Annotated in this window: 28 protein-coding genes; 9 read left to right on the top strand and 19 right to left on the bottom strand. The window is 37.0% G+C overall.

Annotated features, from left to right (window positions below; genetic code table 11):
* Nucleotide 1 precedes the first annotated feature (1 nt).
* The 6 genes from OQ5_RS20275 to OQ5_RS0104360 all read left to right on the top strand — a co-directional run bounded on the left by OQ5_RS20275 (nucleotide 2) and on the right by OQ5_RS0104360 (nucleotide 5,040).
* On the top strand, nucleotides 2-1,066 hold the full coding sequence (locus OQ5_RS20275; RefSeq protein ID WP_255297387.1) for a M24 family metallopeptidase: 1,065 nt from the start codon (nucleotides 2-4) through the stop codon (nucleotides 1,064-1,066).
* Nucleotides 999-1,220 carry a M24 family metallopeptidase gene (locus OQ5_RS24255; protein WP_255297386.1) on the top strand — a complete coding sequence of 74 codons (222 nt, stop codon included), beginning with the start codon at nucleotides 999-1,001 and terminating at the stop codon, nucleotides 1,218-1,220. The genes OQ5_RS20275 and OQ5_RS24255 overlap by 68 nt, the downstream gene beginning before the upstream one ends.
* Complete coding sequence (locus tag OQ5_RS0104375; RefSeq protein ID WP_010421528.1) at nucleotides 1,213-1,419, top strand: hypothetical protein; 207 nt, start codon at nucleotides 1,213-1,215, stop codon at nucleotides 1,417-1,419. The genes OQ5_RS24255 and OQ5_RS0104375 overlap by 8 nt, the downstream gene beginning before the upstream one ends.
* 285 nt (nucleotides 1,420-1,704) lie before the next feature.
* Nucleotides 1,705-3,522, top strand: coding sequence for a DAK2 domain-containing protein (locus OQ5_RS0104370; protein ID WP_016776317.1), 1,818 nt, complete (start codon nucleotides 1,705-1,707; stop codon nucleotides 3,520-3,522).
* 19 nt (nucleotides 3,523-3,541) lie between these two features.
* Nucleotides 3,542-4,414: a DegV family protein gene (locus tag OQ5_RS0104365; protein WP_016776316.1), complete on the top strand. Its 873-nt coding sequence runs from the start codon at nucleotides 3,542-3,544 to the stop codon at nucleotides 4,412-4,414.
* Nucleotides 4,415-4,425: 11 nt separating this feature from the next.
* A complete protein-coding gene (locus tag OQ5_RS0104360) occupies nucleotides 4,426-5,040 on the top strand; it encodes a glycerol-3-phosphate acyltransferase (protein ID WP_026055107.1) in 615 nt (204 codons plus the stop codon).
* Nucleotides 5,041-5,084: 44 nt separating this feature from the next.
* On the opposite strand, the gene OQ5_RS0104355 is transcribed toward OQ5_RS0104360, so the two are convergent.
* The 7 genes from OQ5_RS0104355 to OQ5_RS0104315 all read right to left on the bottom strand — a co-directional run bounded on the left by OQ5_RS0104355 (nucleotide 5,085) and on the right by OQ5_RS0104315 (nucleotide 11,519).
* On the bottom strand, nucleotides 5,085-5,804 hold the full coding sequence (locus OQ5_RS0104355; protein ID WP_010421519.1) for a hypothetical protein: 720 nt from the start codon (nucleotides 5,802-5,804) through the stop codon (nucleotides 5,085-5,087).
* A 464-nt stretch (nucleotides 5,805-6,268) separates the two neighbouring features.
* A complete protein-coding gene (locus OQ5_RS0104345) occupies nucleotides 6,269-7,393 on the bottom strand; it encodes a hypothetical protein (RefSeq protein ID WP_016776313.1) in 1,125 nt (374 codons plus the stop codon).
* Nucleotides 7,394-7,410: 17 nt separating this feature from the next.
* The gene (locus OQ5_RS0104340; protein ID WP_016776312.1) at nucleotides 7,411-8,205 is read right to left on the bottom strand and encodes an SDR family oxidoreductase; all 795 of its coding nucleotides are present in this window, start codon (nucleotides 8,203-8,205) and stop codon (nucleotides 7,411-7,413) included.
* Between the two features lie 181 nt (nucleotides 8,206-8,386).
* A complete protein-coding gene (gene spt, locus OQ5_RS0104335; protein ID WP_010421511.1) occupies nucleotides 8,387-9,592 on the bottom strand; it encodes a serine palmitoyltransferase in 1,206 nt (401 codons plus the stop codon).
* 11 nt (nucleotides 9,593-9,603) lie between these two features.
* Nucleotides 9,604-10,062, bottom strand: coding sequence for a GtrA family protein (locus OQ5_RS0104330; RefSeq protein WP_010421509.1), 459 nt, complete (start codon nucleotides 10,060-10,062; stop codon nucleotides 9,604-9,606).
* A 10-nt stretch (nucleotides 10,063-10,072) separates the two neighbouring features.
* Nucleotides 10,073-10,759 (bottom strand): CDP-alcohol phosphatidyltransferase family protein, encoded by a 687-nt coding sequence (locus OQ5_RS0104325; RefSeq protein WP_016776311.1) that lies wholly within the window; start codon nucleotides 10,757-10,759, stop codon nucleotides 10,073-10,075.
* A gap of 178 nt (nucleotides 10,760-10,937) precedes the next feature.
* Entirely contained in the window at nucleotides 10,938-11,519 is a 582-nt protein-coding gene (locus tag OQ5_RS0104315; RefSeq protein ID WP_016776309.1) for a TetR/AcrR family transcriptional regulator, read from the bottom strand.
* A 249-nt stretch (nucleotides 11,520-11,768) separates the two neighbouring features.
* Here OQ5_RS0104315 and OQ5_RS0104310 point away from each other — a divergent pair, with 249 nt between their 5' ends.
* Nucleotides 11,769-12,626 carry an SDR family NAD(P)-dependent oxidoreductase gene (locus OQ5_RS0104310; protein ID WP_218054495.1) on the top strand — a complete coding sequence of 286 codons (858 nt, stop codon included), beginning with the start codon at nucleotides 11,769-11,771 and terminating at the stop codon, nucleotides 12,624-12,626.
* Between the two features lie 325 nt (nucleotides 12,627-12,951).
* Here OQ5_RS0104310 and OQ5_RS0104300 read toward each other — a convergent pair whose 3' ends face one another.
* From OQ5_RS0104300 to OQ5_RS0104265, 9 genes are all read right to left on the bottom strand, one after another.
* Nucleotides 12,952-13,410, bottom strand: coding sequence for a MarR family winged helix-turn-helix transcriptional regulator (locus tag OQ5_RS0104300; RefSeq protein ID WP_010421486.1), 459 nt, complete (start codon nucleotides 13,408-13,410; stop codon nucleotides 12,952-12,954).
* Nucleotides 13,411-13,412: 2 nt separating this feature from the next.
* Nucleotides 13,413-13,769: a DoxX family protein gene (locus tag OQ5_RS0104295; protein WP_010421483.1), complete on the bottom strand. Its 357-nt coding sequence runs from the start codon at nucleotides 13,767-13,769 to the stop codon at nucleotides 13,413-13,415.
* 31 nt (nucleotides 13,770-13,800) lie between these two features.
* Complete coding sequence (locus OQ5_RS23395) at nucleotides 13,801-13,944, bottom strand: hypothetical protein (RefSeq protein ID WP_156062761.1); 144 nt, start codon at nucleotides 13,942-13,944, stop codon at nucleotides 13,801-13,803.
* An 18-nt stretch (nucleotides 13,945-13,962) separates the two neighbouring features.
* On the bottom strand, nucleotides 13,963-14,520 hold the full coding sequence (locus OQ5_RS0104290; RefSeq protein ID WP_010421479.1) for an NADPH-dependent FMN reductase: 558 nt from the start codon (nucleotides 14,518-14,520) through the stop codon (nucleotides 13,963-13,965).
* Nucleotides 14,521-14,533: 13 nt separating this feature from the next.
* Entirely contained in the window at nucleotides 14,534-14,767 is a 234-nt protein-coding gene (locus OQ5_RS0104285) for a hypothetical protein (RefSeq protein WP_010421476.1), read from the bottom strand.
* 11 nt (nucleotides 14,768-14,778) lie between these two features.
* Nucleotides 14,779-15,057, bottom strand: a complete 279-nt coding sequence (locus OQ5_RS0104280) for a thioredoxin family protein (protein WP_010421473.1) — start codon at nucleotides 15,055-15,057, stop codon at nucleotides 14,779-14,781.
* A gap of 1,112 nt (nucleotides 15,058-16,169) precedes the next feature.
* Entirely contained in the window at nucleotides 16,170-17,381 is a 1,212-nt protein-coding gene (locus OQ5_RS0104275; protein WP_016776305.1) for an aminopeptidase C, read from the bottom strand.
* 341 nt (nucleotides 17,382-17,722) lie between these two features.
* Entirely contained in the window at nucleotides 17,723-18,316 is a 594-nt protein-coding gene (locus OQ5_RS0104270) for an acyltransferase (protein WP_016776304.1), read from the bottom strand.
* Nucleotides 18,317-18,563: 247 nt separating this feature from the next.
* Nucleotides 18,564-19,910: a lipopolysaccharide biosynthesis protein gene (locus OQ5_RS0104265; RefSeq protein WP_176694056.1), complete on the bottom strand. Its 1,347-nt coding sequence runs from the start codon at nucleotides 19,908-19,910 to the stop codon at nucleotides 18,564-18,566.
* Between the two features lie 25 nt (nucleotides 19,911-19,935).
* Between OQ5_RS0104265 and OQ5_RS25210 the strand changes: the two genes are divergently transcribed.
* Both OQ5_RS25210 and OQ5_RS0104255 read left to right on the top strand, forming a co-directional pair.
* Nucleotides 19,936-20,127, top strand: a complete 192-nt coding sequence (locus OQ5_RS25210; protein WP_081467443.1) for a hypothetical protein — start codon at nucleotides 19,936-19,938, stop codon at nucleotides 20,125-20,127.
* 571 nt (nucleotides 20,128-20,698) lie between these two features.
* A complete protein-coding gene (locus tag OQ5_RS0104255) occupies nucleotides 20,699-21,568 on the top strand; it encodes an O-methyltransferase (RefSeq protein ID WP_010421462.1) in 870 nt (289 codons plus the stop codon).
* Nucleotides 21,569-21,933: 365 nt separating this feature from the next.
* Here OQ5_RS0104255 and OQ5_RS0104245 read toward each other — a convergent pair whose 3' ends face one another.
* From OQ5_RS0104245 to OQ5_RS0104235, 3 genes are all read right to left on the bottom strand, one after another.
* The gene (locus OQ5_RS0104245) at nucleotides 21,934-23,169 is read right to left on the bottom strand and encodes an ammonium transporter (protein ID WP_010421456.1); all 1,236 of its coding nucleotides are present in this window, start codon (nucleotides 23,167-23,169) and stop codon (nucleotides 21,934-21,936) included.
* 33 nt (nucleotides 23,170-23,202) lie between these two features.
* Nucleotides 23,203-23,559, bottom strand: a complete 357-nt coding sequence (locus tag OQ5_RS0104240; RefSeq protein WP_010421452.1) for a P-II family nitrogen regulator — start codon at nucleotides 23,557-23,559, stop codon at nucleotides 23,203-23,205.
* Between the two features lie 67 nt (nucleotides 23,560-23,626).
* Complete coding sequence (locus tag OQ5_RS0104235; RefSeq protein WP_010421449.1) at nucleotides 23,627-24,289, bottom strand: hypothetical protein; 663 nt, start codon at nucleotides 24,287-24,289, stop codon at nucleotides 23,627-23,629.
* Nucleotides 24,290-24,892 lie beyond the last annotated feature (603 nt).

Here is a 24,892-nt window from a genome sequence, read left to right as displayed (position 1 = left end):
AATGACATTATCACAAGTTTTTATTATGGAATCTATTATCCCCGCTTCAGAAATCAACCGGCGACTTGTTCGTTTTCGTGAAATAATGAATGCTCAGAATCCGGAATGGGAGATGGGTATTATCTTCAGTAAAATCAACCTTTTGTATTTTACGGGTTCTATGCCTGACGGGATGTTGATTATTCCCCGGGATGGGGGAGCCATCTTGTGGGTAAGGAAAAGCTTTGAGCGTACTTCCAGAGAATCGGAATTTGATGATATCCGACCTATGAGCAGTTACAGGGATGCCGCTGCTGTTTACAGTCAAATTCCCAAAGAGGTATATCTGGAGGCAGAGTTTGTGCCTTTGGCCATGTTTGAAAGAATCCGTAAACATTTTGCTTTTGAACGTTTTCATCCTCTCGATTTGCAAGTGTCAATGGCCAGAGCGGTGAAAAGTCCTTTGGAACTGAGTTTTATGGAAAAGGCCGGAGCTATCCATCGACGGGTTCTCGAAGACCTGGTGCCACATATACTGAGAGAAGGAATGACTGAGGCTGATCTCTCCGGTGAACTATACCGGTTGATGGTGCAGGAAGGACATCAGGGGATTGCCCGTTTTGCCATGTTGGATACAGAAATTGTGGTGGCCCAACTGGGATTTGGCGAGAGTTCGTTGTACCCCACCAATTTCGACGGGCCCGGAGGCAATCGTGGATTGAATGCTGCGGTACCTGGCCTGGGCAGCAGAGAAAGAAAACTGCAGAAAGGGGATCTGGTATTTGTGGATATGGGACTGGGGGTAAATGGCTATCATTCCGATAAAACCATGACTTATATGTTTGGGAAGCAGCTATCTGAAGAGGTGCAGAGCATTCACAAACAATGTGTGAAGATTCAGAATCAAGTGGCTGCGATGTTGAAACCTGGTAATACTCCGGAAAATATCTATGAAACCATTATGGATGCACTCAGTCCTGAGTTTAAAGAAAATTTTATGGGTTTTTGGCGATCGTACCGTGAAGTTTCTGGGGCATGGCATTGGCCTCACTGTGGACGAGTTGCCTGTGCTGGCCAAAGGTTTTAAAACGCCATTGGAAGAAAATATGGTATTTGCTGTGGAACCTAAAAAAGGAATCGATGGTGTTGGAATGGTGGGGATAGAAAATACTTTTGTGGTGACACCTGCCGGTGGGCGTTGCATCACAGGAGATAATCCGGGGTTGATAATGGTTGAGTAAGAAAATATCAGAGATTGACCCCAATTTGTTGAGGCAGGCTTTTGGAAAATGGGAAGAGCCTTTGTTTTTCAGATTTTTGCTTGTTTTGAAAGTAAATAGAAATTTCCCTTTTGATACTGCAGAGATGAAAACCTACCGCTTGAATTTTTTCAACAAATCGGTGGCCATATTATTACAGGAAACACAAGGACGAATGTAATGGATATAGTAGTAGTCCTGATAGAATAAAAAGAAGGGAAAAATAGTCAGAGAGTGCCGACAAATTACTACTTTTATTGTCAGCGACAACAAGAGTAATAATAACAGTCGGGTTTTCCCCTCACCGGGACGTTTTTTAAAGTGCCTGAGTTGAGTCCCGAAATGTGTCGGGGCAGGCAGTGTGCCGGGAATTGAAAACCCTGATTTCATTAAAACAACCATAATTTTGTCAACAAATATGCTTTTTAGACCGGACTAATATTATCAATTATAGAACTAAGCTACTATGATACAAACAGAAAACAGAACAGCAGTAATAAGAGAAAAAATAGAGAATATTTACAAGTATCTGCATCGGCACAAAGAATATATTAACCGGTTAAATGTTTTTCCTGTTCCCGATGGCGATACTGGCCTTAATATGACGCTGACCATACAAGGTGCTTTGGCAAATATGCAGAATTATGAAAAAGAATCAATTTCAACAGGAGAATATTTGAAAAATTTTGCTGAGCAAATGCTCCTTAACAGCAGGGGGTGTTCAGGAGTAATCCTATCTCTCTATTGTCAGGGTATTGCACAAGTTATTGAGAATAACGACTTTTCTAACGATAATCTGTTGAAAGCTTTTGAAAACGGATATAAAAATGCTTACGAAGGTACTGAGGATCCAAAGGAAGGAACTATGCTTACTTTAATGCGTGAATTTAAAGATAAGTATGGTGAAATTATGAAAGAAGAGGATGACCCTTCAGTGATTATAAAAAAATGTATCCCTCATTTAAAAGAAGTTCTTAAAAAAACTCCGGATATGTTGCTGGTATTAAAACAAGCCGGTGTTGTAGATTCCGGTGGTGCAGGATTTCTTATTATTCTTCAGGGAATTAACAGGGAATTAAAATTAAACGGAATAGCTGTCGGCAGTTTACCCGTTTCAATTATACTTAACATAAATAGAGCTACAAAAAAATATCTTAATGGTAAATTTGCAAATTTTACTAAAAATTCTATCGAAGCTTTGCTCCCGAATATTGATATTGCACAGGTGCATAATTTAAGATTGCATAATATATTTGAAGATGTTAAACATTTTATTAACAATCTGCAAAGAAACGGGAATAATTTTTTAAATAAAAAAGCAATTATTAATGATTTGGAAGACATGAAAAATTCATGGAATCCGGAAATTAAATTAAAATACTGTACTGAATTTATTTTAGAAACAAACAAAATATCATCGAAAGAACAAATAAAAGAAATTATCGGCGGATACGGAGACAGCCTGATAATACTTAACAGCGGCGATAAATATAAAGTTCATATACATACAGATAAACCTGAATCTGTTTTTAAAGATGTTTCAAAATACGGCGAGCTTATTTTTACCAAAGTAGATGATATGAAAAAACAACACAAAAACCTCATAAGTAATGATACTATTGATTATGAAAGAGAAAAAAGTGTTTTTTGTTTGGTTTCCGGTAAAGGATTTGCTGATATTCTTAAAAATCTCGGTGCCGATGATGTTTTCTGCTATGGCAAAAATAAGCCTTCTGTTGAACGTATCGTTAAAGAGTTAAACAGATTGAAAACAAAAAATATAATTGTTGCTGCCGATGATAAAGATATTTTAATGGCACTTAAATATGCTGCTTCGCTTAGTAAATCAAATGTTCATATTGTTGAATCTAATAATGTAATCTCTCTTATAAGCATGGTGATGAATATTTCAAAAGAATTAGATATTACCACAACGCTTGAGTCAGTGATGAATAGTCTTAATGATATTCGTTTTTGTGGAATTGCCAGGGCTGTCAGAGATACTACAACGGAAAATGGTAAAAAAGTAAACAAAAAGGATTTTTTTACAATTTACAATGGCAAAATTATTCTTTCTGATAAAAATTTAGCAACACTTATCATTAATACCATTAAAAAATTGGTAAAAGACGAAAGTCTGATATCAATATACAAAGGGATTCCTGCAAAAAAAGACCAAAATCTTAATCTTATTCCTAAGCTGAAAAAATCTTTTCCCGATTATGAATTTGAGGAATATTACGGTGGTCAATATCAATATAATTATTATATAACTTTTGAATAACTCTTAAAAATTTTAAAAAATGGATAAGAAAATTTTAATTATCACAGGCGATAATCTTGGTCTTTCTAAAGAGCAAATAGATTATCCTGATGTCGAAATTTTAAAATATCCTGTTGTAGTTGACGGTAAAGAATATCGCGAAAGTAACGAATACACTGCACAATGGCTCAATGAAAAATTTCTGAAAGAAAAAGTTGTTGCTAAAACAGCTTCAATTATAAAAGGAGAGCTTGTGGAGATAGTAGAAAAAAATAAAGATAAATATGACCTGATCATTCATGTCGTGATGAGCAGTGTAATGTCAGCAGCAACCTTTGCTATCGCTAATAGTGTAAAGGAAATGTATAAAAATACTATTCCGATTATCAATATTGACAGCAGGCAAGTTATGGCAGGTGTAGGAAACGTTCTCCTGGGAGTTATTGATATCATTAAAAAGAATAACAACATGGATGATATTGTCAAATTATCACAGGAAGTTGTTCAAAATACCTTTAGCTATTTTGTTATGGCAGACCTGAACTATCTTTATAGAGGAGGTAGAATTGGAAAAGCAAAAGCATTGATGGGTTCTGTTTTGCATATTATTCCAATTCTCGGACTGATGGGCGATGATAAAGAAGGTCAATTCGTTCCGCTTGGAAAAAAAAGAACTTTCAAACAAGTAAACTCACAAATTATTAAGTTAATAAAAGCCAAAATGGCTGAAAAACCGGCAACCCTCATTAAAAGATTAAATATAGTCGGGTTTGGAGATAATAAAGACGCTTTTTCTGATTTAGAAGAAAAATTAAAAACAATACCCTGTAATGATTTTATTATAGGGAAAGCCGATTTTGCCGCTGCTGTTCACTGCGGGCCAAAATCATATACTGTTTCGATGACTATTTAAATCTTACAATTATGGATACTTATTTAACATATATTTTATGCTTATTATCAGGATATCTAACAGGGTCAATATTGTTTGCCTGGGTTATTACAAAACTGGTAAAAGGAGTAGATATCAGAGACTTGGGTAATAATAACCCCGGAACCTATAATACTTTTAGAAATGTAGGCCGGTTTTGGGGAATTTTAACCGGACTTTTAGACAGTTCGAAGGCATTAATACCAATGCTTCTTGCAAACCATTTTTTTAATTTATCCACAATTTCGCTGGGGCTAATCGGTATCGGAGCAATAATAGGGCACGGTTATCCTCTGTTCTTTAATTTTAAAGGAGGACGTGCTGCCGGAACATTGATGGGAGTATATTTATTTTTTATTCCTGATGAACTGCTTATTGCTTTTGTTATTATTCCATTGATCGTTTTTTCTCTGATTAAAAAGGACTATGGTTTTTGGACACCACTGGGGATAATCACTTTTAGTGCTGTTTCTTGTTTATTTTTTCATCACACAATGGATGTAAAAATTATGGTTTGGGCTGCCGGCTTAGTTGGATTATATTTTAACAGAGATTTTCTTTCAACAAGAGTAAAATTCTACTTTGACAGATTAAAAAAAGTGACTTAGTTCTATTCTTTTTATCTCTTTGTGATTTAAAGCAATACGTATTTTTATTGTAAGCGATCTTTAATTAATAAAATATTTCTTTTTGTAAAAAGCCCTATCCCAATGAGAATAAAAACAAATCCAACAATAAAAATTGGCCAGTAAAAATTTTCGGGATAGTATTGAACAGATAATTTTAAAATGTCTTTAGCCTGCAGTGACCAAATATCGGCAGCCGAATAATGACTGATTATAAACCTTATATAGTCCTGGGTAAAAGATATAATTATTATTACAGAGCCTGTTATTAACATTACAAGTTCATGAGCCTTTAAGTGAACGTGTTCATTGCGTGCGGAAAAATAAAGTATTAGCAAAGCTAATAAAATCATCAGAAAAGATAGAATTATCGGGGCTATTACAGGGCCAACCCAGGTTACGGGCAGTAAGAACAGAATATCCATTGTTATTAAAGATTCCGGCCAGTTTATTAATATTTTCAGAAAGATATAGTAGAAAATATCCCAAACGGCAAAAGAATATAAAAAGTAAGCAAATCTTGTAGTCGTTGATTTGCCTGTAAGAATACCAACAGAAAGAAGCATAAGCAAAGAAAAGGCTTCTCTTAGAATTTCTGTTGTTGCAAGCCTCCTTTCGACAGGCTGTAAAGGGAAAGCAAATCCATTGGGATATATAATTTCCCTTAGGTAAATTACAATTGCACTTTCGAAAAAGCCCATCGAAACAGCAAAAACTGTTAACCAGAATATAGTCTTTGGTTTCATCCGTATAAAATTAGTCTAAGTTATTGGTCTGATGCAACTTATTATGTTTTAATTGATTTTAGATTCTTCGCTCCGCTCAGAATGACAGACTGTCTAATGTCATTCTGAGGAGGTAACGACGAAGAATCTGTTTCTTGTTTTTGGTTTCTTAGATGATTAGAGGTTAAATGATGTTTATACATGTTCTTTTGTGACAATCTTTGTCATGCTCGTTTCATCTTTTGTTAGTGAATTAAAGTTTCCACATCGAATATTGAAGTTCGCATAATATGCTGTCGGCAATATCTGTTTTTCATGGAGATTACCGCGTCAATTCCGTTTTCAAATTCAAGTAACGCACCCTCTTGTTTCTTGCGGCTGGAACTACAGTTGCGCCTCTGTTCGCGAATTCAATGCACATGCTTTTCCAATTTCAGACGAGGCTCCGGTAATAACCGTAACCATTTCGGAGATATCATTCATAGTTATATTGTTTTAAAATAACATCTACTTCTTTTATGCTGTCTGTTTTCTAGTTTATCCCAAAGGTTCTGCGCTGATAAATTATGTTCCAGCTCACGTGTGGTTTCTATATATTTTATCCCTTCTGACACAATCGCGCTACCTATATGATTAAAGATTAAGGCATTTACACCTTTGTTCCTATAATCGCTATGGATTGCGATAAGTAAGGTGTCGATTGTGTCATTGACACGAAGCGCTTTTTGAATATGCAGAAATCCAAAAGGGAATAAACGGCCCCGGCACTTTTGTAATGCCTTGGAAAGTGAGGGCAGGCATATACCAAAACCAATCACATTATTTTCAGCATTCAGTATTATTGAAACAAATTTTAATCTCAGCAATGGGATGAACTGTTTTTTCAGAGCATCTATTTGGTTGGGAGTAAGTCCTGAAAAACCATGTATGCTTTCGTATTCCTTATTTAGAAGTTGGAAGATTTGGTCTGCATAATTTAGAACCTCTTTTTTTGATTTTAATTTCACGCTTTGCAATTTATACCGATCGGCAATCGACCTGGCTATCTGGCTGTATCTTACCGGTATTTTATCAGGAACAGTTACCCTGAATTCAACCCAGTCAACTTCCTTCTCAAAGCCCAATTGTTCAATCATCTGAGAGTAATAAGGATAGTTATATTTGCCGTAGGCTGTCGGGATTTCGTCAAAACCTTCGATAAGAATGCCTGAAGCATCAAATTCGGAAAATCCGAGAGGGCCATGAATGCCAGCGGCCCCTTTTTCGTTGGCAAATTTTACAACTTCCTGAATCAGGGCTTTTAAAACATCAATATCCTCTATAAAATCAAGCCAACCAAAGCGAACCAGTTGCTTACCAACCTTTTTGTTGTACTTATGATTTATGATTCCTGCTATTCGCCCAACGATGGTATTGCTCTCATTGTAGGCCAACCAGTATTTGGCTTCACAAAAGTCAAAAGCAGGGTTTTTATCTTTTGATAAGGTTTCCAGCTCTGCTGAAATTAGTGGCGGTACATAAAAATTATTCTTCTTATAAAGTTTATTTGGGAATTTGATAAATTTTTTTAAGTCGTTTTTGCTTGTAATCTCTTTGATTGTTATTTTCATACAGTAATGTCTTAATATTAAAGGTAGTATTTACTAATTATCCGATAAAACAGTTTTTCAGGTAGTATTCTTTTCAGGAACACTGAAAATTTTTGCAAAGGTGAGGCTATAACTTGTCTTACAGGTGTGTTCTTCTTATTAATAAGTTTCTCTATTCTTTTGGCTAATTTATCCGGGTGTAAACCGTTTTTTTCATCTTGTTCAATTTTGGAAAGCGTTTTACCAAAAGTTGGATAAACAGCTGTGAAATCGTCCTTTTCAGCACATAGCCTGTTGGCTGTAAATCGCGTGGCAAAGTCACCCGGGTTAATTACTGTAACTTTAATGTTGAATGGTTTGACCTCGTGATATAAAGCCTGGCAAAAGCCTTCGAGGGCGAACTTGCCGGCTGAATAAATTCCCTGATAGGGTAAACCTGTCAAACCGCCTATGGAGCTGATAGATATAATTAGACCGCCTGACTGCTTGCGCATAATTGGCAATACCGCTTGAGTCACTCTCACGGCTCCAAGAAAATTAACATCCATCAGGTGTTGGACATCAGTAATTTTGGTAAATTCAAGAGGAGCTGCAATCCCTGCACCGGCATTATTTATCAGCACATCAATGCGACCTTCCTTTTGATACACCTCATTGATAGCTTGTTTAACGGATTCATCTGAAACTACATCCATGTAAAGGTGATTGACATTAGGTACTGAGTCAACTTCTCTACGCACAGTTCCGTAAACCCGGTAATCGCCTTTTGCAAGCCGTTGAGCAATGGCAAAACCAAAACCGGATGATACACCCGTTATTAAAACCACTTTCATCAGTATATAATTAGTCTAAGTTATTGGTCTGATGGAACTCGCATGCAAGATTTATACATATTCTTATTGTGGAAAACCTATCTATGTTCATTTCATCTTAAATCTTAAATCTAAAAATCTGATAATCTATTAAGGCTATCTTCGTCATGCTCGTTTCATAGTTGTAGTTTTGTTGGCATTATTATTCTATGCGTTGAAAACAGGGTGCTACATCGAGTTCTTTAAAAGCTTTGATTATCTTTTCTATCGCTACATCGAGTTGTTCGTAAGTGTGTGTAGCCATAAGGGAGAAACGTATCAGGGCATCCTCCTTTGGAACCGCAGGAGAAACAACAGGATTTACGAAAATACCCTCATCAAGCAGTATGCGGGCCAATTTCAAAACTTTCTTATCATCCCTCACATATAACGGGATAATCGGAGTTTCACTTTTACCTGTATCAATACCGGCACTAATGAAAGCCTGGTGTGCGTATTTGGTTAAATCCCAAAGATGCTTGATTCGTTCAGGTTCATCAAGCATAATATCAATGGCAGCACTTACGCTTGCAACCGACGCAGGGGGCATACTTGCGCTAAAAATCAATGCACGGGCATTATGCTTTAAAAAGTTAATTACTTCTTTGTCGCCGGCAATAAACCCACCTATTGAGGCCAACGATTTGGAAAAAGTACCCATAATTAAATCTACATCCTGAGTCAGATTAAAATGGGAGGATGTACCTCTGCCATTTTGCCCGATTACCCCGATTGCATGGGCATCATCAACCATTAAGCTCGCATTGTATTTTTCTTTCAATCGCACAATTTCCGGTAAATTAACAATATCCCCTTCCATAGAAAATATGCCATCAACAACAATCAGTTTATTTTTGTCGGGTTCACAAAGCATTAGCTTCGATTCAAGCGAGGACATATCGTTGTGGGCAAACTTAAGTATTCTGCCAAAGGACAACCTGCTTCCCTCAATGATGGAAGCATGGTCCTGAGAATCGAGTAAAAGGTATTCGTTGCGGCCACAGAGAGCTGAAATTGTTCCAAGATTCGCTTGAAAACCTGTAGTAAAGCAAACGGCTTCGTCCTTGCCAACCAGTTTGGCCAACTTCTCTTCCAGCTCAAGGTGAATATCGAGTGTCCCGTTAAGGAACCGGGAACCAGAGCAGCTGGTACCATATTTTTCGATAGCTTTTATGGCGGCCTCTTTAATCTTAGGATGATTTGACAGGCCCAGATAGCTGTTAGAACCAAACATTAAAACCCTCTTCCCGTTAATGGTTACTTCAGAATCCTGCCCGGATTTGATTGCCCTAAAGTAGGGATAAATACCTGCAGCCATTAGCTGCTGAGGGATATCATACTGTTTGTATCTTTCTGAAAGTATTTTCATAGGATTAATAATTAATAGTTTATGTTTTTCAATGATTCCATTTCGTTTAAAGGTTCAATTATAGGTGGGCGTTTTTTGAACACCACAAACTCGGCAAGAACAAAATTCACAATGCCGGATATTAACAATGCCGCCAGATTGCAGAATACCACATCCCAACCAAATAGTTTCTCGAACAGCAGCAGAAATGCCATTTTAACAATAAATCCCAAAACACAGGAAATGTTGAAAATGGCAAAGCGGGCTATAAAAGTCTTTATGTTTTTTGTTGATATTCGCTTGCGCCATATCCAGTAGTAGGACAATAAGAAATTTGAAAATACCGCAAACTCAAACGAAATAGTTGGTGCCACTATGTAATGTCCAATATATGAGGAAAAAATGTAGGATGAGAGCCCCCATAAAACCAGGGTATCGACTAACGTGCCAATAAGGCGGCTGGCTACGAATTTTATATATTTAATTGCCATAAATTTTGTTTTAATATTTGAGAGGGTCGATTTTAGCGTATTTATTCTTATCTATCAAAAAGTTAACCAGGTAAATAATGAAAAGAATAAAAGCAATAACAATTCCTATGACATCAAACAGACTTAAAACGACACCACTAAGTACAAAATACTGGTTTCCTGTCGGGTAATATATAAAAAGTGTGTTTATAAGGATAACAATTAAACGAAATTCAGTGGGGCCTAGTTTACTGTAAGTGATCCTGAATTCCCCTTTAAGGTAGGTATTGATGTATGTTAAAACTGATAAGAGCAAATACCCTGCGAGAATAAGCATGGCTACTGCAAAGTTTATGTATGGAGAAAGCCCTGCACCCACACAAATGACGAAAATCGTTAAGCCATCAATAGTGTGATCAATAAAAAATCCATATATCGGACGTTGAGCATTCCTTATACGAGCCAGTGTTCCATCAAGGCTGTCGCCATACCAGTTCACTAACAAGCCAAAAGAGGCTAACCAAAGAAAATGGCTCTCCAGGTTGGAAAGTATATAACCTGCACTTGAAATTAAGGCACCAATAAATCCTATTACCGTTAAATGGTCTGAATTAATTTTTTGAGGTATTCTTAGTGCCATCCAAACTAACGCTTTCTTCTCCAGGCTGTTTAAAATGGATGTTTGTATTCTTACTTCGGGTTTTTTACTGTTCGTCATATTAGTTATAGTTAGTTTTGGTTTTAAAAATCATGAGTGTAGTATAAAAAGCCTTCAAACTGCTGATTTTTAACATTTTTACCCCTGACCCCTAAAGGGGAAGTGCTAAAAATCAGCAGTTTGAAAAAGTCCCCTTTAGGGGGGGTAGGGGTCAAAAGGCTTTTTAGACTGCTCTCAATCATGTGGTAAAACCTTTATTCAATATGTTTATTAACCTATCAAAGTAAGGTGAAAATTTCTCGTATTTATTTTGTAAAAAAAATGGTATTTCAAGACCTTTCAGTACCATTAAAAACATATCCAGCAAAACATCTATTTCAGTGACTAAGGTAATCTCGCCTGCCTGAACACCTTGAAGAATGATTTTTTTCAGATTTTCTTTTTCCCACGTATCCAAATCAGTTCTAAGGTCGTCAATAAAGCGGAAGTGCTCAAAAAAATCGGCTTTTAGCATTTCATGGTAGTTGGCTGCACTATTTAAAATTTCCATCCGTGTAACAAGGTATTTTCTGATTTTATCCGATGCTTTTAGATCAGGATTACTGACAATAGTTGACAACTGACTCTTTAACCTGGTCATTTCATTGGCAACAACCTCCTTAAATAAATCTTCTTTGCTCGTAAAATGGTAGTATAGTGAGCCTTTAGCTTTGCGTGCAACTTTTGCGATTTCGTCCATTGAGGTTTTGTGAAACCCGAACCGGCTAAACAGTTGGTTTGCAACTCTTAATATTGAATCTTTAGTGGAATTTATGCTCATATTCTTTTTGTACTAAAATTGTTTTATAGTACAAAAATGGAAATTTTTCAGTAATTCAAAAAATTTTTTAATTTTTTTTATTCTGTGAGTACGTTATAAGAAGCATCTTTTTGTCAAAATCAAGGCGTTTAAATTTTTGTACTAAAGTTAACCCGCTGTGAATGACGATTCAAGAAATTTAAAACAACAATGAATTTGGCACCAAAAATACTTTTTAGGCCGGGCTTATAAATATTTATGCACAATGTTTTGGCTGCTATTGTTAATAACTTTTTTGCGGATTTAATGTTATATTTTAAGTGGAATTTGTTTGTATTTGAAATGAAACGTAAATTAAAATATATAAAAATGAACAGATTGGAAAACAAAGTCGCTATCATCACCGGTGCGGCTGGTGGTATGGGCGCTGCAGAAGCAAAACTATTTGCCAAAGAAGGGGCAAAGGTAATTATTACTGATGTACAGGAAGAAAAATTAAAAGCCGTTGCCGCTGAAATAAAGGCTAATGGTGGTGTTGTGGAATACGTCGTCCATGATGTAAGTTTGGAAGACAGTTGGAATACAGTAGCTCAAAAAGCAGAGACAGCTTTTGGAAAAATTGACATACTGGTTAATAATGCAGGTGTTCTTGGGAATATAATGGCACCATTGGAAGAAAGAACTGTAGAAGAATTCAACAAAGTACTTTCGATTAATCTTTTAGGTCAGTTTATAGGGGTTAAAACCGTTGTCCCTTATATGAAAAAAGAAGGAGCAGGTTCTATCATCAATATTTCATCCGTAGGGGGCATTATTGGTGGAGGAAATGGTACGGCTTATACGGCATCAAAAGGTGGTTCAAGAATCTACACAAAAGGTGCAGCAGTTGAATTAGCTAAGGATAACATTCGTGTCAATTCCGTTCATCCAGGCTATGTTGAAACTCCCATGACGACGCAGATGAAAGGTTCCGATGATTTTAAAAAGGGTTCACTTTCTTCAACACCTATGGGTAGAGGGGCCAAATTAGAAGAAATTGCGTATGGTGTTTTATTTCTTGCCTCTGATGAATCTTCTTATATAACAGGCTCTGAATTGGTTATTGATGGTGGACTGACCGCACAATAATCATATTATCTTGATGGTTTATTGATGGGAGAGGATGCTTTTTAGTTATTTTTGGCTCTGGCCTGTCCAGGAAAGGAATTTATCGTTGATGTAAACTTGCATAAAAGCCCAAAGGGCAACTTCATTGAAATTAACGAAGCATATAGCTTATCCTTATCTTATAAATTACAAAGGACAATATCATGATCGAAGTGGCAGTACCAAACAGGAATTAAAAGAAGCTGCACTCGATAAATTTATGCTTCAAAAAAGGCAACAGGTAAATCCTACTGCCTTTTTTCAGGGCCCAACTGTGCTTTAATTTAAAATATTACCACCATGTGTATTATTCTTTATTCTCTCTTATTTTATCTACCAAATAATTCAATTGTTTAACTTCGTCCATAGATAAATTTTTCAATAAAGTATCTACTTTCTGTTCGCAAATGAACATCTTATCCAGTAATTCCAAGCCCTTTGTGTTAATTTCGACAGATTTTTGCCGCCTGTCGTCCGGATTTTCCTTCCGGCTCAGTAATCCTTTTTCAAAAAGTCTGTCAACAATTCGGCTTACATCCGAATCTTTGTCAAGCATTCGCTGTTTTATAAAACCAATAGAAAGAGGTGCCTGGGAACGAAAACCACGAAGTATTCTTAAAACATTGTACTGCGGTTCGGTAAGTCCGTGCGCTTTAAGTGATTTATGAAACTTATGACTTAACAATTTGACCGTATAGGTCAAATTGATAAATCCCTTGTGGTATTCATTCCGAAACTTTCCATTAATTTCTTCTTCGATAGACATTTTTATTTTAATTTAAAAAAATCGGGATTTCTTAAATAGAAACCTACCCAGACAAGAAGAAGAACAACCACGGGCAATGCAATGCTCATGCCACCTGTCATGTGAATGATAATAGCGCCTCCCATGTAAGAACTCAATAGCAAAGTTCCAAAATTATTTGTTTTTGGAAACAAGTACAATAAGGCAGAAGCAATTTCACCAAGGGCAATAATAATCCGCCAATCGGCTAAGTGCATTTGTTCCATTTGTTCGGGATGAAGGAATAATTTTCCACTTGCACTATATAAATATTGTGCTGTTAATAAGCCTGCAATTACCCATGCAGCTATTTTTCTTGTTTTTGAAATTTCTGTTGTCATCACGTCAAGATTTAAGATTATTATTTGACATTTAATTACGTATTATTTTCGGCCGATACTTCTGCCCCAATTCCGTAAGATACGTTCTTAAACCTCCATATCCCACGGGGTCACCCATAGCATCGTCCATCACATGCCAAGGGCCACCACCGTGAGGGATAAAATATACAGCCAATTTTCCACAAATTTGTAATTATTCTCTTAGTGTTTTTAAAGCATTTCCCCAGCTGTTCAATTGGTCTAACATTGTTTTTAAGTTGTCAGCATGTAATGGCGCTGGTTTAAAAACACTAAAGTTTTCGAAATCGGTATACAACGACAGCAATACCTGAGCCCGAACATGAGCGACTTGTAATTCACTCAAAACCAGCCGAAGTTGCTCTACAGCTCGTGCACCCCCTGCAGAACCATAGGTTACAAAACCGGCCGCTTTATTGTTCCATTCGGCATACAAATAGTCCAATGCATTTTTCAGGGCACCGGGTATCGAGTGGTTATATTCTCCGTTTACAAAGATAAAAGCATCGAGCGATTTAATTTTTTCTGCCCAGACTTTTGTATGTTCATTCGAATATTGGCCAAAGGATGCCGGATAAGCTTCATCAAGCAAAGGTAAATTGTAGTCTTTAAGGTCAACTAATTCATATTCTGCATCATTTCTTTTTGATGCAAAATCATATACCCATTTAGCAACTTGTTCAGCGTTGCGTCCCGGGCGGGTGCTACCTATGATAATTCCGGTTTTTAGCATTGTTATATCTTCTTTATTGCTTTGTTTTTAATTTATTTTCTAATTCATCCAACCTGTCGTTTGCCATGTGAACCATCATCGTTACCCGAACAAATGGCAGTGCTAACAATAAGAGCGCAAATGAGGTTATTAACTCAAACCAATTGAAGTTTATGATATTAACAACAACTCCAATTAAGCCAATTAAGGCAGCAATGATTCCACCCGGAATGCCAAGCGGACATCTTAGTTTTTTCTTTTCTTCCATAATTCTAAAATTTAATGATTTATAAAACTATTCAAGGTATTAATTAATTCTTCCTTTTTGGGGACACTTCGAAAAATTATTTTATTATTAATGAGAAGGGTCGGAACTGAATGAATTCCTAATCTCATTGTTCTAACCATTCCCATGGGCGAATTGGCAAGGCTTCTTCTTAATTGAAACTTGTCACCATATTGGGGCAGTACTTCATCCAACATTCTTTTCAATATTTTGCAATTTGGACAAGTAAGCGTATAAAACATTTCTATGGTAACAGTGCTTTTGTTATTCATACACACTTAATTTATAATTCTGCCACAAATATATGTAAAAACATTATATGTTGCAACAAATATATGATAAAGTTTTCAAAAATATCAAATCAACGAATTGTCAGAACCTAACCCGGACAGGCCAGTACCAACAAGTTATAAAAAATCAAATCACAATTAGTCTGATTAGTTGATTGTTACGCCATTATTTTTGGATGTCCATGAAACGACCGGAAAGCGTTCGATAGCTGTTTAAAAAATCAATTATGATGTTGTCAATTTCGCAAATTTACGCGAATGATTGGGGGTGTCTAAAAACTCTGTGTAATTCATTATTTCACAGAGTTCCACGCAGTTGGCACACAGAGTCTCAAAGAGCAAAAATTAGTCTTTTTAGTCACCCACTTTTGAAGCGGCTGCGCCGCTTAAGAAAAAGGTGATCAAAAAAGTCCATTATTCTCTGTGAATCTCTGTGATGTGCTCAGTGCACTCTGTGTAACTAATTGAAAAATAATACTCTTGACAGTAAGTATTGAATTCAGTTTTTCCAAAGAATTACATCATAGACACCCTCTTTTTAATACGGGTGCTTTATATAAGAAAAGCTGTAAAAACAGCTTTTAAATTCGCCTAATTCCTGCAATTAGCTGACACCAAACAAGAAATGGCGTAGCCATTTTCAGATAACATTAGAAAATATTTTGCAAAAAAACACACTTGTATGAGGTAAGGATCGTTATAAAAACAGAAACGGAAGTTATCTCGTTTGATAACTTCCGTCTCTAACCTTAACCCTAACCCAAAATTATGAAAATCTATAATCTTAAACAGTTTGTTTGTCCAAAGGTTTAAAGAAAGAGATAAAAATTTTTTATTTTTTCTTCATCGATGAGAAAACTCTGACTTAGAGAAACTTTTATCTCTTTCTTTTTGTCAATTTACCTAACCTAAACCCTTACTTATGAAGAAAACTCTACCCTTTCTAACGTGTGGTTTGTGTAAAAGTTTCAGTTGTTGGTAAAAAATATTTCAAGTTTAACATGTTTTGGCACAATTTTAGCTTTTTAAATTGAGTTATTGGCTTTCCTTGTGTATAAGTTATTGTTTTTCAATTTTTTGTTGGAATTAAACGATTAGAGTCCCAGTTTTTTGCTTATGCTTTTGGGTAGTGCTTCTTTATTCACCATGAGTGAAATGGTTTTTAGTTTCACAAAGCTTTCGGAGGCATACAAATAACCATTGTATTTATTATCTGTATTCCATGAATTTTTTACTTTGTAATAGGTGGTCCCGTTCTGGTCTTTCACCAAACCCACTATGTGCATGCCATGATCATCGGTGGTGGTATATTCGTCAAATCCTTCCTGGCGGATTTCCTGAGTAATCTTTTTCTCGGTGACAGGCCCTTCGAAAGAATACATCTGTTTCTGGCGTTCTTCTTCTGTTAATTCTTCCCAGCGTGAGCGTTCGGTGTCACTCAATTCTTCTATATTGTCGGCCGGAACAACGGCAACTCCGTTTTTGTGCGAAAATCCTTTTTCACTGACATCTGTAGCCCAGCCTACTGTGTAACCCGCTTCGAGCGAGTGGTTGATGATGTCCGTCATCTCCTGCAGGGTTACATTGTAAACTTCGCCCCAAAGCCAGTTGTCGGGCAATTCAATGATGAAAGGCTCATAAAATGGATGATGAGTAAAAGAGGTAACCTGGATATAGTTGTCCGGATTGAGTCCGGTCACTTCTTTCGCAAAAGACTCTGGGGTATATTCTTTCCCTTTGTATTCAAATGTTGAAGGCAATTCACCCAGATAGGCATCCAGTATTCCTTCGAAGCCCTGGTGCCAGGCAGTAGTTAGTTCACGGTTTTTGTTTTCAATGACACCATCTACATAATTTTTCAATACTTCATCCATTTCCATGTGCACGTGCTTCTCTGTGCCATAGTCGAGTCCGGGGTAAACATTTTCGGGTACCGCGCCATAGTTTTTCAATACATACAAAACATCATGAAATGCTCCGCCGGGGCCGAAATTTAAATGGCCGTGAAGTCTGACATACTTTTCGGCTTTGTCTGCGTAACAATGACGGACAATAAACATTTCTGAAAAATCTACCGGTTCTTTGCCCATTCGTATCATCTCAGATTCCAGGAACGATACTCCTGAAAAACTCCAGCAGGTACCTGAACGGTGCTGATCCTTGACACTTGTGGCAGGCAGATCAATGATCGTTTCAAATTTATATCCTTCAGGTTTTTGTTCTTCTTTTTTTTCATCCTGGGCAAATGTGCTTATGGTTCCGCTCAACAATAAGAAAAAAATGAAAATTTGCGATACTTTATTCATGATATTTTAATATTTTGGTTTATAGACATTTACGATGTATTTATTGAATGAACTTCAAAATAGTGAAAAATTGTGACAAAAAACTATGACAATTTTCAGTGTGTTCGTAAAAACCAAATGACCGTTAAAAGAAAGACTAAACGCAGAGGCGCGAAGACGCAATGTTTTTATTATGAGAGAGCTATTATTGTTTTTCATTTTTGTAAATGATTAACTACCATTTTTATCAAAGGACTCGAAAACATTGTTCCTTTTTGGGTGAGAAAACTGTAAAATACGAAAGCTTGTTAAATAATGGGCTGTATTATAGTGTGGTGTGGTTTTGAGGTAGTGAAAAATTTTCAGGTTAATTTTTCATCATATATATTCCATTCATAGTCTTTTGATTTTGGTATTATTTTAATGGTATCATTGCTACGCACGACCGTGCTTTTTGCAGGTATTTCGCTTGAGATTATGCAACCTGCCCCAATAGTAACTTCATCACCAATCTTTGTACCCGGGAGAATTACGCAATTGGAACCAATCCAGACATTATTGCCAATTTCAACACCTTGCTTGGGAGAAGTTTTCCTTTGGTCATACTTGTAATGATTTGTGGTAACAATTGTAGTATTGGGCCCTATTTCAACATTGTTTCCAAATTTGAGGCCGCCAAATGCATTGATGTAGACGCCGGGGCTATCGCCGGGATCACATATAATACCTTTTTTTATGTGTTGCCATCCTCTTATTTTACTTCTAAAATCTACCGGCCACGGTACCATTCTGTTGAAACCCATTATCTTTTGCATGAAAAAGTAGTCGTACAAAACTCTGTAATGCTTCATATATCCATGACGCGGACGTTTATATTGTGGATAGACCAGCTTCACCATCCATCTGCAAGGGTTTTGATCTATCCATTCAAGGATAAAAAAAATTGTTTTTTTCATTTAACATCTGTTTGGAATTAACCCCGATATAGAAAATATTAACTTTCACCAAATTTTTTTAATGAAACGAGTTCCGAGTACTCGGGACTCGTTCCATCAGACCAATAACTTAGTCTAATTATATACTGATGAAACGAGCATGACAAGGTTTATCACAAAAGAACATGTATAAATCCTTTCATGCGAGTTCCATCCGCCCTTAATAAATAAATTTTATACGGATGAAACGAGATAACGCGTTAATTTTCTATTTATGTTCAATTTGAGTTTCATAATTTTCAATCTGACTGCGTAACTCTCTATAATAAAGAATGTAGTGAAGAACACCTGTAAAAGAAAACATCATAAGTAAATAAATATAATTTATATCAAAAAGCAAATAGGGCAAAATAAAAAGCAATATAATTCGTACAAAAAAACTTACAAGATAGAAGATCAGAATTCTTTTTTGATGATTTAATATTGTGTATAGAATAGTTGTTGGCATTACAATATTTTGAGCAATTATTAAAGGAATTATAATTCGGCTTATTCCACCAGAAGCTTCCCATTCTTTTCCCAAAAAAGTGTCAAATATCCAAGGTGCTAATAAAAAAGCAATTACTCCGAAAGGAATAATTATCATTATCACTTTTTTTACGGTGGAGACAAAATAGCCGGATATATTCCGGGATTTAATATATCGTTCAACACTTTCTTTTCCAAATACAGAAGCGATACTATTTGACCAGACACTTACAGGTGTTGAAAAAAACCGCTGAGCCATTCCATAAAAAGCAACTACATTTTCTCCATAAAAAATAGAGAGAAGAATGGTGGGCAAGTGGCTGTTTAGTTCAGAAATTATTGCAAGAGAAGAATTAAAGGTTAGAATATCACGGTACTTAAAGAAGAATATTTTAAACTTTCTTTTGGATATTTGAAATATATGCCAGGTTATACCGGAAATCCAAATTTGAAAAACAATGACAGCCAACAGACCCGTAATTAAAGCAAAGATGAGAGATTCAGCCGAGGGCGTCAGAATTCCAAGGAGCAAAGTAATTAATAAAGTTGCAGAAGCCTTTATCAATTTTCCATAACCAATCTGGATGTATCTCTTTTTGTAATTCAAAAAGTTCTCAAAAGAAATAAACACACTAGTGAATAATGCATAAACGGGTAAAAAATATATCCATTCCACATTCGATTGCCAATTCCCCCAAAAAGGGGAAAATGCTAATATTAAAATCTCAAGGATGAGAGATGTTACGCCTCCTAATAAAAATGAAATTCCCAGGTTAGAATTTGCCACCTCATCCGTATCGCTTATAAGTATTGCATTAAAACTTCGCCATGAAACAAGAGAACCCAGTAAAAGTCCTAAAGCTGAAAAAACAAAAAAAACGCCAATATCCTCCGTTAAATAAAAAAGAGGTAACAAGAGCAATGTTAAAAAGTTAACCCCTTGCGCTATAAAAGATGCAGAAAATAGCGGGAAGGATGTTATTAGAATATTTTTATCCTTTTTTTTCACCAAACAGATACTGAAATGAGCACTTTTAAAGGCGCGTATATTACAACCAATTGAAACGGGTATGGCAAGATTTCCCACAATAAGGACATGTATAAACCCTTGCATGCGAGTCCTATCCGACCTTAAAAATAAATTTTATATGGATGAGTGCAGTCTAAAAAGTCTTTTGACCCCTAAATCCCCTAACGGGGACTTTTTCAAACTGCTGATTTTTAGCAGTTCCCCTTTAGGGGTCAGGGATAAAAATGTTAAAAATCAGCAGTTTGAAGGCTTTTTATACTGCACTCATGGATAAAATTTTTTATTTTTCCTTTTTCGTTCGGATAGGTCATTAGGCTGGTTGATAAGGTATAAATAGTGTTTGTTCAGAAAGTTCCATCTGAACAGACACTATTTATGTCATCAAAAATAGGAAAATTAAGCGAATTAGAACCTACGTTTTTTCTGGACAAGCCTGAAAAAAAACCCCTGTGCAGGATTTAGTCAACTTAAACAACATGTTGGTTAGTTTTATGCGCTAAGCGGCTAAATTCTTGCATACGAATTCTATCAGACCAATAACTTAAACTATTGTTATACTGATAAAAATTTTTTGAGAATAAAATTTTTTTGTTAGATATTAATTTGAAGATATTAAATACAACCTTCCTCTCTACTATTTTTATTTTTTTATATGTTTGAGCCCAGTCTAAAAAGCATCTTTGTTGCCAAACTCATTGTTGTTTTAAATTTTTGAATCCTCATTAACAACGAGTTAACTCCGATACAAAAATTTAAAACGCCTTGATTTTGACAAAAATATGCTTTTTATACCGTACCCATGTTTGCAAAACGCATCGAAATGTTAATTTTTCAATGATATCAGAATGATAAAGCAGATCATAAAAACAGGTTTGAATGTGCCGATTCAATATTTGAAAAGGAAAAAAGCAAGGGAAATATTAACTCAGCTTTCATTGCATGAAGATATAACTCTGAAATCTGTGGCTATCGCTTTACAAGAATCCTTATCTACTGTATTGTCAAGCCAGGAAGCAGAATTCATTTCCATGATTGAAAATCGACGCTCTTTTCTCCTGAGATCAGATAAAAAAATTCATGTTATTGATTATGGCGCGGGTTCTCCTCATTTTAAAAGAGGAAAAAGGGAAATGGAACAGGGGTTACAATCAACTGAATCCGTCTCGGAAATTGTTGCATCGAGTAAACCCAAATTCTGGGGACTTTTACTTTTCAAGCTGATTCGTGAATTAAAACCCTTGTCATGCGTAGAACTTGGTACATGTGTAGGTATCTCGGCATCCTATCAGGCAGCAGCATTAAAAATTAATGGAATAGGGCAAATCGTATCACTTGAAGGGGCACCCGAAATTGCTGAAATTGCCCGGGATACTTTTAATAGCTTAGAATTTAAAAATGCATCTGTTGTTATTGGACCATTTCATCAAACTTTTAAGAGAGTATTGGAGGCCTCTGAACCGGTTGACTTTCTCTTTAATGATGGTCATCATGATTACTATGCTGTTCGAAAATATTTTGACGAGGCAATCCCCTATCTCTCTGATGGTGGTGTGATTGTTTTTGACGATATTTCCTGGTCGCCTGGAATGAGAAAAGCTTGGAAGGAAATAGAAGAGCTTGGGGAAGTATCTGCCTCAATAGACCTTCAATCGATGGGGATAGTGGTTGTAAAGAAGAACTTTTCAACTAAACAAAAGTTTGAAATTCCTCTATAATCGATATGTCGTTAAACATTTTCAAATGCCTTATAATGATACATCGTTTTTTTATCGTGGAAAAACAAACGAAGGAAAAATTATTCTGCTGAATCATGATGTATCAGTAATCAACTTTTTTATTTAAGTGATGTTCGGCGACAATATGAAAAAGGTGATTATTCATCTGAAGATGAAGATGTTGTTGAAGCTGTTTTGGCAACACACTTTTCAGCCAGGCGTTATTTTGTAAAAAAAGACCTGTCCAAACGGACAGGTCTCTAAAAACAGGACAATTAAAAGAACTGGATAATTGAACCAGATACGCCATCGTTATGGCTTTGCGATAGTGTGTTCTCCATAAGAGGGTTGTCGTGTTTTTACGGTTATGAAAAATTATTATAGGCAGTCTCTCCGTGTTCATAAACATCCAGGCCTTCTTCCTCGACCCTTCGGGGAACCCGGAGCCCTACTGTGGATTTGATGGCTCTGAACAGGATGAATCCCATAGAAAGCGCCCATGCTGCGATGGCTACCACGCCCAGTGTTTGTACACCAAGCATTGAAGCACCACCGCCATAGAACAATCCTCCTTCTGTTGCCAGCAAGCCAACCAGTATGGTTCCGACAGCTCCGCTGAAACCGTGTACTGTAACAGCACCAACGGGATCATCTATTTTGAGTGTATCCAGCATTTCAACGCCAAAAATTAATGTTATCCCTGCAACGATACCAATAATTACGGCACCTCCCGGGCTAACAACATCACATCCGGCGGTAATGGCTACCAGACCGGCTAAAGCGCCGTTCAAAGAAAGCCCTAATGATGGTCTTTTGTACCGAATCCACGATATTATCATGGCAGTAACCGTTCCGGCTGAAGCCGAAAGGTTTGTGGTAACAAATATTGATGCCACCGCAGAAATGTTGTCAAGTCCGCTGGCTGCCAACTGTGAACCGGGATTAAAACCAAACCATCCGAACCAGAGGATGAATACACCCAGGGCACCAATTGTCAAACTATGACCGGGAATGGCTTTACGTTTCCCATTGTATTTCCCCAGACGGGGGCCAATAATGGCTGTTCCGACCAGTCCCAGCCAACCGCCGACCGAGTGCACCACCGTTGATCCTGCAAAGTCATGAAAACCCAGTTCACTGAGCCAGCCGCCGCCCCAGACCCAGTGCCCGGAAACGGGATAAATCACCGCTGTGATGAAAAAACTGGCAAGAATATAGGCTTTGAACTCTGTTCGCTCTGCTACTGCACCGGAAACAATCGTTGCAGCAGTGGCGGCAAATACAGTCTGGAAAATTAAAATGGCATAGTCAACATCGTTGCCATAAGAACCCGAGAAAAAGAGGTCGGGCATGCCTATAAATCCGCCCAGGTCGGTACCAAACATTATGCTAAAACCTACCACCCAGAACATAAGCGAACCTACCGAAAAATCAAGAAAGTTTTTCATGAGTATGTTGGCTGTGTTTTTGGCTCGGGTAAAGCCGGCTTCTACCATTGCAAATCCCGGCTGCATAAACATAACCATGGCAGCGGCAATCAGTACCCACAACATGTCTATAGAGACGGATATATCTGTTATTTTTGTTGTAATATCTTCCATAATTCTATTCTTTTAGTTGTTCAACGACCTGATTTACTCTTCTTCTCCTTTGATGTATAGCGACTCATTACCGGTTTCTCCTGTCCGTATCCGGTAAGATTCTTCAATGTCGACCACGAAAATTTTTCCGTCTCCGATGGCTCCTGTTCTTGCAGATTCCATGATGGCATTGATGGTATTCTTCAGGTTTTTGTCGCGTACTACTATCGAGAGCTTGATGCGTTCTATGGAGCTGGTATCGTACACTATGCCACGAAAGGCACGTTCTTCACGTGATCTTCCGACACCCCTGACTTCCCAGTAGGAAAAGAAGTCGATGCCTACGTTGCCCAGTGCTTCTTTTACATCATCGAATTTTGTCTTGCGTATGATGGCTTCAATTTTTTTCATGAGTCTGTTTTTAGGTTATTTTATCATCTCTTTTATTAATTCCTGATTGAATGAATGGCGTACTTCATCAGAAGGAAACCCCGACTACCATAAACAGGCTTTCACTTTCCGGATTCAGAATGAGGGATCCCGAAAGCGGGAGAGAGAAATAATCGGTGAATTTTATCTCTTTCGATGCACCTATACCGATGTTTACCACAGCAAAATCGCCGTCAGTTGTATAAACTTCGTTACCAGCCCCCAGAAAAATATTGGCGACACCCAGATCATAACCGGCTTCCAGGTACAAGGATTGGTCATCGGCGCCTGCAAAGAATTTACCGGCAAGCAAACTAAACTTGTCTATGGTGAGAGTACCGCTTATTTCCAGTGAATGAAAATTGTCAAAATCAAAATAATCATCCGACATATCATCCAACGGGAAATAGTAATCGGTAAGGGTGAGGCCAAATACATCACCAAAGGAATAACCGGCATACAGATCGGCCTCCTGCGCTCCCGGAGCATTGGTGGTGTAAGCGCCCCAGGCTCCCAAAACAAAACTGCCGGCCGACATTTCAAGCGTGGGCTGAATGCTGGGTGAACCACCGAAATCGGTTCCCCTCCATACATATCGGCTCATCAGGTCGGCTCCGACATTAACCTCAACCTGAGCGAAGGTTTTTGTACTGAAAATGTACAATCCCGTCAGGATTAGGATTCCCGGTAAAAGTTTTCCATTGTTTCTCATAGCAGTTGGTTTAAATTGTTTGAAATTGATTTTGTCCCTCCTTTTTCAGGGGGTTGTTCTATTTAAAACTACTTTTTATTTGAATTACCCCATTCTGGAATAGGGGTGTGATGCAAATATATGTACTTTTTATATTAGCATCCTAATTTTTTAAGGGGTAATTTTTGAAATTTTGTATTTTTTAAGACTATACCCCCATTCTTAGAGGGGGGGGTAAGTATAATTTTTTATTTTTTCTGTCCTTAATAGATCGCTGGTATCGCCTGAGTGCAAAGTAGTCCTTCGAAAAAGTCAAGGATTGCTGAGAATCCGTTATTTCTGTTTACTTTCTTTGTCTTATCTGCAGGTTGGATGTTATGAAAATGGAAAGATCATGCGTATGAAATAGAAAATTTAAATGATATATCAGGGCTAACGCCCCTGAATTGTCTCACATTCAAATTATGCTATGAAGAGATCAGGGCTACGCCCCTGATTTTTATTGACAAAAGTATATTTGATCGCAGCTTAAAAATTTTTATAAAAGAAAATACACAAACAAATGAAAGGGGTATTGGCTCACCCTTGATATAAACCAAAGGGCCGTAGCCCTAATATCTTCTT

This window comes from Anaerophaga thermohalophila str. Valhall (assembly GCF_000250735.1).
GTDB classification, from domain to species: domain Bacteria; phylum Bacteroidota; class Bacteroidia; order Bacteroidales; family Marinilabiliaceae; genus Anaerophaga; species Anaerophaga thermohalophila_A.
Note: the sequence above shows the minus strand (reverse complement) of the source record. Positions and strands in the feature narration are given on the sequence as shown.